Annotated in this window: 6 protein-coding genes and 1 rRNA gene; 3 read left to right on the forward strand and 4 right to left on the reverse strand. The window is 59.2% G+C overall.

Annotated features, from left to right (window positions below; genetic code table 11):
• The first annotated feature begins 153 nt into the window (after positions 1-153).
• The 3 genes from mksB to mksF are packed head-to-tail and all read left to right on the forward strand — an operon-like array spanning position 154 to position 4,959.
• The gene (gene mksB, locus KGB27_RS15545; RefSeq protein ID WP_223555195.1) at positions 154-1,431 is read left to right on the forward strand and encodes an Mks condensin complex protein MksB; all 1,278 of its coding nucleotides are present in this window, start codon (positions 154-156) and stop codon (positions 1,429-1,431) included.
• Positions 1,421-2,122: an Mks condensin complex protein MksE gene (gene mksE, locus KGB27_RS15550; RefSeq protein WP_008025812.1), complete on the forward strand. Its 702-nt coding sequence runs from the start codon at positions 1,421-1,423 to the stop codon at positions 2,120-2,122. Before mksB ends, mksE begins: the two co-directional genes overlap by 11 nt.
• Complete coding sequence (gene mksF / locus KGB27_RS15555) at positions 2,119-4,959, forward strand: Mks condensin complex protein MksF (RefSeq protein WP_008037179.1); 2,841 nt, start codon at positions 2,119-2,121, stop codon at positions 4,957-4,959. The genes mksE and mksF overlap by 4 nt, the downstream gene beginning before the upstream one ends.
• A gap of 177 nt (positions 4,960-5,136) precedes the next feature.
• On the opposite strand, the gene KGB27_RS15560 is transcribed toward mksF, so the two are convergent.
• The 4 genes from KGB27_RS15560 to rrf form a co-directional block, all read right to left on the reverse strand.
• Positions 5,137-7,440, reverse strand: a complete 2,304-nt coding sequence (locus KGB27_RS15560) for an intermembrane transport protein PqiB (protein ID WP_223436721.1) — start codon at positions 7,438-7,440, stop codon at positions 5,137-5,139.
• Positions 7,433-8,056 carry a paraquat-inducible protein A gene (locus KGB27_RS15565; RefSeq protein WP_192228931.1) on the reverse strand — a complete coding sequence of 208 codons (624 nt, stop codon included), beginning with the start codon at positions 8,054-8,056 and terminating at the stop codon, positions 7,433-7,435. The genes KGB27_RS15560 and KGB27_RS15565 overlap by 8 nt, the downstream gene beginning before the upstream one ends.
• Entirely contained in the window at positions 8,043-8,702 is a 660-nt protein-coding gene (locus KGB27_RS15570) for a paraquat-inducible protein A (protein WP_008037175.1), read from the reverse strand. The genes KGB27_RS15565 and KGB27_RS15570 overlap by 14 nt, the downstream gene beginning before the upstream one ends.
• Before the next feature lie 145 nt (positions 8,703-8,847).
• Positions 8,848-8,958, reverse strand: a 5S ribosomal RNA gene (rrf, locus tag KGB27_RS15575); the annotation flags it as partial.

Here is an 8,958-nt window from a genome sequence, read left to right on the forward strand (position 1 = left end):
TGCGCTGATTCTACCGCCCTTCGCTCAAGATCGCCCGCGCTTGATCGATACTCTTTCCCTTAGAAACAGCTACAGCCCGTCCCGAGAGTGAATCGCATCGGTCCCGATGCAGTACAATCGCGGCTTTTAATCGCCAACCAGCCGGCCATTCCGATGATCGAACCCAAGCGCGTCTTGCGCGCCCTCGCTGAACACTGGGCACTTCTGGAGCCACTGTGCGAGCACTTCGACCAAGGCACACTGAGCCTCAACGAACTGCGCACGCAACTGGCCGCCCAGCAACTCGACAGTACGCCGCAGGACATCACCAGCCTGCTGGACGTGTGGATCCGCCTCGACATTCTGGTTCCCGTGGCGAAAAGCCCGAACCGTTTCGAGCTCAACGCGCAGATCCACGACTTCCTCGCTTACCTGCGCCGTGAGCACCGTCTGGGCCTGTGCCTGGAAATCGAAGCCTATTTGCGCCACCTCGAACGCCTGGCCGGTTACATTCAGGATGCCTTCGACATCCGCGACGGCCACGACCTGGCGCGCCAATTGCGCCTGCTCGACATGCGTGTGCGCGATGTACTGAAGAAACTCGCCAACGACGAACAGGCCCTGGTGGCCGTCGCCGAACGCGCCAAGACCAGCGACCGACAGATTCCGCTGCGTCAGCGTTACGCCGAAGTGCTGGCGACCTGGGACGAATACGTCGAGCCGATGATTCAGTTGGTGAACGCCGACGGCGCCTTCGAACAAGGCGTGCGCAAAGTCGAAAATGTCCTGTTGAAGATGCTCACCGAGCAGCAACGCCTCGGCCACCTGGTCGATGACGACATGCTGCTGCGCACCCACGCGCGCATCCTTGAAATGCAGACCAGCGCTCAATTGACGCTGCGTCATGCTCGCGAACTGCTACTGCCGCTGCGTGAAGAAGCCCGTCGGCACAACACCGTAACCCGTGGCGCAGCGCTGGCCTTGTCGGCCATCCGTCGCAAAGGCATCGATGCGGTGCCACAAGCGGCGATGCCGATGTTCACCCGGCCGCAAAGCACCTTCCTCGGCAGCGCCAGTCAGGTCGAAGCCTACGTCTACGCGCTGGCCCGTTTCGAGCCGAAACCGGCGCGGTTCCCCAAGGCCCACAAGACCCAGAAAGGCGAAGCGCCACGCGCACCACGTACCGTTCGCGAAATGCTTGAACGCTGCGAAGATGCCCTGCCGATGCCAGACCTGATGACCTGGCTGCTGGAACAGGAACCGAACGGCGCCACCGACGAATTGCTGTACTGGTTCTCGCGCCTGTCGCGGGAAAAACGCTTCAAACGCGAGCGTCTGGAACGCCGCGATTACCACACTCATGAGCACCAGGTCAGCCTGCGCTCCTTCGCCCTGCTCTCGGCCAGCGACACCGCCGCCGAGGATTCTGCGAGCATTCCACATGCATCTTGATCTATCCGAACTGTCCCAGCTGGCACCGATCTTTCGCGAGCTGTTCAAGGGCTACCACGTCAGCCGCCGCGACCCGGAGCTGTACGCGCAACTGTCGAACTTCCAGGACCAGTACCGCACGCTGTTCAAGGCACTGGGTTTTGAACTGGTTTGCGACACCCGCGGTTTCTACTACTTTGTGCCGGACCTCGCCGCTGCGGCGGTGAACAAGACCGCGCAGCGTCTGGCGCTTTTCACCTTCATCCTCGTCGAGCATCTGGCCGATCAGGGCCGTGACCCGATTGCCGTGCTCGATGGCGGCAGCCTCGGTCGCGATGAATTGCCATCGTTGCTGGAAAAGTACCGCGACCTGTTCATCCAGGCCGAAGTGCAGACCGTCGAAGAACTCGAAGAAAAAATCATGCGCCGCATGACACAGCTCGGGTTCGCCGGCGAAGAAAACGGTGTCTACCGTTTCCTGCCGCCGATGCACCGCTTCCTCGACGTCTGTCTGTCGGTTCAACAGGACCGTGACCTGGCCGCCAGCCTGCACAGCGTGCTGCCGCTGCCGGTTCCGGTACTGATCGACGACGACAGCGACGAAAAACTGCTGCAAACCGATGACCCGCTGGACCTCAGTGACTTCGCTGAAGAAAGCGAAGAAGACGCTCTGGCCCGCGCCATTGCCGAAGAACAGGAGACCGACGCATGAGCAAGGAACGCTACGGCATTCGCCGCTTTGCCCTTTTGAACACCGCCGGTTACAGCCTCGGCCTGTTTCCGCTGGAAGAACCGTTGTCGGTCTACGGCGCGAACAACCTCGGTAAATCCGCGTCGATCAACGCGTTGCAGTTCCCGATTCTGGCGCGCATGTCGGACATGAGTTTCGGCAAGTACAGCCTGGAACAATCCCGGCGTTTCTACTTCGCCTCGGACACCAGTTACATCCTGGTGGAAGTCTCGCTGCCCCACGGTCCGCACGTGATCGGCGTGGTCGGTCGCGGCCCGGGCGGTGGTTTCGGTCACCAGTTCTTTGCCTACGCCGGCAAACTCGACCTGGCCCACTACCAGAAAAACGACACCTGCCTGCGTCAGAAAGAGCTGTTCACCAACCTTGAGCGCGAAGGCCTGAAAGCCTACGAACTCAAGCCGGATGAACTGCGTCGTTTGCTGGTCGGCGGCCACACCTCGATTCCGCTGGACCTGACCCTGATTCCGCTGCGCTCCACCAGCGAGCAGAGCCTGAAGACCTTCCGCGCGCTGTTCATCAACCTGCTGCACATGCGCGAAATCACCGCGGCCAAGCTCAAGCAATTGTTCCTCGATGCTTTCGAACACAGCCTGCGTTCCGGCAGCGTCGATTACATCGCTGCGTGCGAAGAAGCCTTCCGCGATGTACGACGCATGGAGCAGGACTACAACTCGCTGGTCACCGCCGGCCCGCTGGTTGAAGCGCTGGCCGCAGGCGTTGCCCAGCGCAATATTCTGCGCGGCAAGCTGCACCGGATCTCGCCGCTGCTCGATTCCTTGCTCGGCACCTGGTCGGACTATGCCAGTGCGCGCAAAGAAGAATTGACGATTCAGGCCGAACATTACCGCAACGAGCAGGACGCGCTGCAAAACGATCAGCGCGGCGGCACGCAGGAGCTGATGCGTCTGGAGCGGGAAATCACCGGTATCCAGCGCTGGCTCGGCGAGTTGTCGGTGCTCAAGCATCGCTTCGCGTTGGTGACTGACGTCAAGGTCCTGGAGCAGCAATTGCTCGCGGCCAAGGACGCGCACGATGAACTGGCCGGTGCGCTGGCGCAGTCGCGGCAGTTCTCTGCCGAAGACCTGGAAGAGCGTCTGCGCGATCTGGAAAAACGCCTGAAGTCGGTGAAACAGCAACTCGATCACGCCGACAACAACAGCTATGCCCGCCTGCGTGAAGAGTTCTCGCAACAGGATGTCGAGCGCCTGATGCGCCTGTTCAACAGCGCGCTGTTCAGCCTGCCGTTGGGCGAGCATGGCATCACGCTGGACGAGGACGGTCAGTGGGTCAAATCCATGGAGCTGATCCTCGACGGCTTCAAAGGCGAGCGCTTCGAAGTGCCGGGCCTGTCCATCGACATCTCGCACATTGAACCTCCGGCGTTGCAGGCCCTGGCGGACCGCGCCGCGTTGCGCGATCAGAAAGACCGCCTGGAAAAAGAACTCAAGCAACTGAAAACCCAGGCTGCCGTGGTCGCCGACCGCGCAGCGAGCAAGACCCAGACCGAAGCGCTGTACCAGCAAGTGCTGGACGCGCAGAAAGCTCTGGAAGATTTCCGTCGCGCGCAAACCCTGAGCGCCGAGGAAGACGACAAGCTTGAGCAACTGGCGCAGATGGAAGCGGCGCAGGAAGAACTGAAGCGTTCCAGCGACGCCTTCACCGAACGCGTCCAGCAACTGTCGGCCAAGCTGCAACTGGTCGGCCGGCAGATCGGCGACATGGAAGCCAAGCAACGTACCCTCGACGACGCCCTGCGCCGCCGTCAGTTGTTGCCGGCAGACCTGCCGTTCGGCACGCCGTTCATGGACCCGATCGACGATTCCATGGACAACCTGTTGCCGCTGCTCAACGACTATCAGGATAGCTGGCAGGGCTTGCTGCGCAGCGATGGCCAGATCGACGCGTTGTACGCTCAGGTACGCCTCAAAGGCGTGGCCAAGTTCGACAGCGAAGACGATATGGAGCGTCGCCTGCAACTGCTGATCAACGCGTATGCGCACCGCACCGACGAAGCTCTGACCCTCGGCAAGGCACGCCGCGCCGCGGTTACCGACATCGCCCGGACCCTGCGTAACATCCGCAGCGACTACGACAGCCTTGAGCACCAACTGGCGCTGTTCAACCGCGAGATCAACAAGCGTCAGGTCTCCAACCTGCAGAGCTTCCGCATCGTGCTTGCGCCGAACAAGGAAGCGCTCAAGCACATCGACCAGATCATCCACAGCGCCGGTCAGTACGAAGAAGGCGAAACCCTCTCCGTGTTCGACCTGAGCCAAAGCGCCGATCAGGACAACAAGAACGAGGAAGCCAAGGAATACCTGGCGCGCCTGGTAGCGGCAAACCACAACCAGCTTGGTCTCAAGGACTTGTTCGAACTGGCGTTCGAGATCACCAAGGTCAATGGCCAACCGGTGATCCACACCGACATCGACGGCGCCGCGTCCAACGGCACGACGATGACCATCAAGGCGCTGACCAACATGTACTTGTTGCTGCACTTGATGGACCGCGACCAGGCCGGTCGCGTGCGCCTGCCGTACTACCTCGACGAAGCGGCGGACATCGACGAGAAAAACCAGGCAGCGTTGCTGGAAACCAGTCTGCAACTGGGCTTCGTGCCGATTCTGGCGAGTGTGAAGCCGCAGGTCTGCGCCAGTGTGGCGATTGACCTGGAAGGCGGTAGCGGGCCGAACGGGATCTACATCGATGAGGCGGACTGGAAGTACATCCGTCGTCACGATGAGGTGAAGGCTGTGGTTAATGTTGAAGCGGATGAACCGGAGCTGGATGCGGTCTGATTTGCATTAATCGAAGGCAATAAAAAAGGCCGCGATCCAATCGCGGCCTTTTTTTGTCTGGTGGTTATGTGTTGGCTATCCGGACCTCTTCGCGGGCAAGCCTCGCTCCTACAGGTTCGGTGCTGATCTGTAGGAGCGAGGCTTGCCCGCGAAGGCGTCATCCCTGACGCCAACAGATTATTTACCGAGCGAGATCTTCGGCGCCCAGGTCAGCCATTCATCTTCAAACTTGTCGAACAACGGGAAGGTTTGCTCCGCTCGTGCCGGGTTACCCATACGATCCCCATCCGGCGTGGCGAATGCGATGCCGCCCTGAATCAGCGTCTCCAGCGATTCGGTACGAACCGTCGCCCCCTTGAACAAGCCGTAGTCGAAACCAAAACCGCTGGTGTTCCAGAATCGTGTGCCGCTGCGCACCAATGGCGCGTATTTCGGCTCGATCAGGATGTGTATCAACACACGGTCAGCCGTCTGGCCCAGTTCATACCCCGTCACCTTGCCCACGGTGACTTCGCGATACGTCACTGGCACGCCGGTTTTCAACGAACCGCGGCGAGCGGCGCTGAGAACCAGACTTAACCCGGCTTCCTGTTTGGCGGTTTCCGGAGGATTGGCCAGCGCTACGAAGTTATTCTGCGGCCCGAGGTTTTTCGCTGCCGGCTGCACTTCGATGTATTGACCGGTCACCAGGGTTTCCAGGTTCGACGTTTTGAGCAGACCCAGCTCGGGCTTGACCACCCAGAACTGACTGCCGGCCCGAGCGATACGCTCCGGCACTTCGGTGATCCGCGCGGTGAGCATCACCGATTGCAGGTCATCCGTGAGGTCGACGTCTTCAATCTTGCCAACATCCAGGCCTTTGAATCTCACCGGAGTGCCGCTGCGCAAGCCATCGGCGCGATCGACCTTGATCGTGATCACGGCGCCTTTCTGGTTGGCTTCGTCATGGCTGGCGAACAAACGGAAACGCGGGATTTTCTTTTGCAGCGGGGCTTTGGCCAGCGGGGTTTCGAAGGCGATACCGCCGGCCATCAGGCTTTGCAGCGATTCACTTTTGACCTGGATTCCGCCAGTCAATCCGCCCGTGAGCGTAATGCCACTGGCATTCCAGAATCGGGTCGAGGCGTTAACCAGCCCTTCGTATTCCTTTTCGATGTGTACACCAATCACCAATTGTTTTTTCTTGCGCGAGAACTGATAGCTCTGGACCGAACCGACCTTGACCTGCTTGTAGAGAATCGGACTGCCGACTTCCAGCGAACCAAGATTTTCGGTGAACAACACCAGGTGCAGGCCCGGCGAACGCAAATCCAGCGGCGGCGCCTTGGCCCGTGCCACGAACTCACGTTGTGGTGCTGCGCCTTTATCGCCGGGACGCACAGCGATGTAGTTACCTTTGACCAGCGCTTCAAGCCCGGTGATACCGGCCAGGGAGATCGACGGTTTGACCACCCAGAATTGAGTGCCTTCTACCAGGTAATCTTCGGCCAGAGGATCAAGGGTCAGTTCAGCGGTAGCAGCGGACAGATCGGGATCGATCTTCAACGCTTTCAGATTGCCGACCTGAATGCCTTTGTACATTACCGGCGTACGACCGGCCTGCAGGCCTTCGAAATCGCTGAGTTTGACCTTGACCCGTATACCGGCCGCCGCCGCATCGAAGTCTTCATAGAGACGGAACGGCAGGCTCGGATCGGTGGGCGGGCTGTCCCTGCGGTTTTCCGGCGTGGCAAACGCGATACCGCCGGCGACGATGCTGGCCAGGGATTCACTGCGCACTTTCACACCGGACAGGTTGGCGTCGATGCTGATGCCACTGGCGTTCCAGAAACGCGTGTGTTTGCGTACGAGCTTGGCGTAGGTGGGCTCGATGAAGACTTTAAGCTCAACCGTGCTTTGGTCTTCGGACAGCAAGTAACTTTTGATCTGGCCTACTTTGATCTGCTTGTAGAACACCGGGCTGCCACGGTTCAACGAACCGAGGCGGTCAGCCTTGATGGTCAGGTGCAACCCGGGCTGGGCATCCGACAGCGGCGGTTCTTCAGCCAGGGCCTTGAACCGGCGTGTGGGCTCGCCTTCCCCCGGACTGATCGCGACGTAGTTACCGGAGACCAGGGTTTCCAGGCCCGTGATACCCGCCAGGGTCACGCTCGGCTTGACGAGCCAGAAGCGTGTGCTGGTCCGCAGGTATTGCTCCACGTCCTTGTTCATTTCAACGGTGGCGATCACTCCTTTGGAGGCGCCTTCATCATCGAGCGTGAGGGTTTTCACCTTGCCGACCGACATGCCTTTGTAGACCACTTCGGTCTTGTTGGCCTGAATGCCTTCACCGCTTTCGAAACGCACCTGAATTTCGATGCCGGTCTCGTTGTAGGCACGCCAGCCGAGCCAGCCGCCGATGATCAGGGCGATCAGGGGTAACACCCAAATGGCTGACCAGTTCGAGGCCGGTCGGGTTTTCGCTGTGGGCAAATCAGTCATGGTCGTCGTCCGACTCCGTGTTATCCCAAATCAGTCGGGGATCGAAAGTTACTGCGGCAAGCATCGTCAGAATCACCACACTGGCGAAAGCGATGGCGCCAAGATTGGCTTCGACACTGGCAAGCCGTCCAAAATTCACAACCGCCACCAGGATGGCAATCACAAAGATATCGAGCATTGACCAGCGACCGATAAACTCGATAAAGCGGTACATCCAGATCCGTTGACGAGCCGAAAGCGGCTGGTGGCGCTGCACTGAAAACAGCAGCAAAGCGATGCCCACCAATTTGAACGTGGGCACCACGATACTGGCGATAAACACCACAGCGGCGATGGGAAGCATGCCGTGTTGAACCAGTTGGATCACACCGGACATGATGGTGCTGGGATCGCCCTGACCGAGGGAACTGACCGTCATGATCGGCAGTACGTTGGCCGGAATGTAGAGAATCGCTGCCGTGATCAGCAACGCCCAGGTACGAGCGAGGCTGTTGGGGCGGCGGGCGTGAACCAGCGCACCGCAGCGGGTGCAGACCTGCTCGTCGGTGTCAGCTTCCTGCTTGTTCAATTCATGGCATTCGGCGCAAATCAGAATGCCTGCATCAATCGCCCGCATGGGCATCCTCTCCTGATAAAGCCTGCCAGATCTGATGGGGCGACATCACGACCTCCAGCCAGACCTGGACCAACAACAAACTGATAAAGCACGCCAGGCCGAGACCGATGGTGATTGCTGCCATATCTGCCAGTTTGACGATCGCCACCAGCACGCCCATGAGGTAGACCTCGAGCATCCCCCAATCGCGTAGATGGTGATAAATCCGATAGAGCAACAAACCGTAACTACGGCCGATATCAAAACGAATGCTCAGCAGCACGGCCAGTTGGCAAAGCAGTTTGAGCAACGGGATCCCCATGCTGCACAGGAACACAATCACTGAGACGCCTTGCATTCCGGTATCGAACAGGCCGACAACGCCACTCCAGACAGTATCTTGCGACGACTGCCCGAGTAGATTGAGCTGCATGATGGGTAAAAAGTTCGCCGGGATGTACAACAACAGCGCGGAGATGACCAAGGCGAGACTGCGTTGCACAACATTGTGCCGATGGGCATAGAGCTCGTAACCGCAGCGCGGACACAGGGCTTTCTCGCCATGGGCGAGCTTGGGCTTGCGCATCAGCAAGTCGCACTCATGGCACGCCACCAAGTCGTCCAGCGGTAATTCTGACAGCCCGGGGGCGTCAACCGGATCTGACATAAAGGCACTGACTCCGAAAAAGTTGGACCTATTCTAGTGTCCTGAGTCGAAAATAACTGTGCAAATTTGTGCTCGTCCGGAGTGTACTTTTTTCCAGGCAAAACAAAACCCCAACTGCTTTCGCAATTGGGGTTTCGGAATTTAATCTTGACGATGACCTACTCTCACATGGGGAAACCCCACACTACCATCGGCGATGCATCGTTTCACTGCTGAGTTCGGGATGGGATCAGGTGGTTCCAATGCTCTATGGTCG

The organism is Pseudomonas sp. BF-R-01 (assembly GCF_019946615.1).
Lineage (GTDB): Bacteria > Pseudomonadota > Gammaproteobacteria > Pseudomonadales > Pseudomonadaceae > Aquipseudomonas > Aquipseudomonas migulae.

What these genes read in the sequence shown, in the direction of transcription:
- mksB (WP_223555195.1), top strand. Translation starts at nt 154, where the DNA reads ATGATCGAACCCAAGCGCGTCTTGCGCGCCCTCGCTGAACACTGGGCA.
- mksE (WP_008025812.1), top strand. Translation starts at nt 1,421, where the DNA reads ATGCATCTTGATCTATCCGAACTGTCCCAGCTGGCACCGATCTTTCGC.
- mksF (WP_008037179.1), top strand. Translation starts at nt 2,119, where the DNA reads ATGAGCAAGGAACGCTACGGCATTCGCCGCTTTGCCCTTTTGAACACC.
- KGB27_RS15560 (WP_223436721.1), bottom strand. Translation starts at nt 7,440, where the DNA reads ATGACTGATTTGCCCACAGCGAAAACCCGACCGGCCTCGAACTGGTCA.
- KGB27_RS15565 (WP_192228931.1), bottom strand. Translation starts at nt 8,056, where the DNA reads ATGCGGGCGATTGATGCAGGCATTCTGATTTGCGCCGAATGCCATGAA.
- KGB27_RS15570 (WP_008037175.1), bottom strand. Translation starts at nt 8,702, where the DNA reads ATGTCAGATCCGGTTGACGCCCCCGGGCTGTCAGAATTACCGCTGGAC.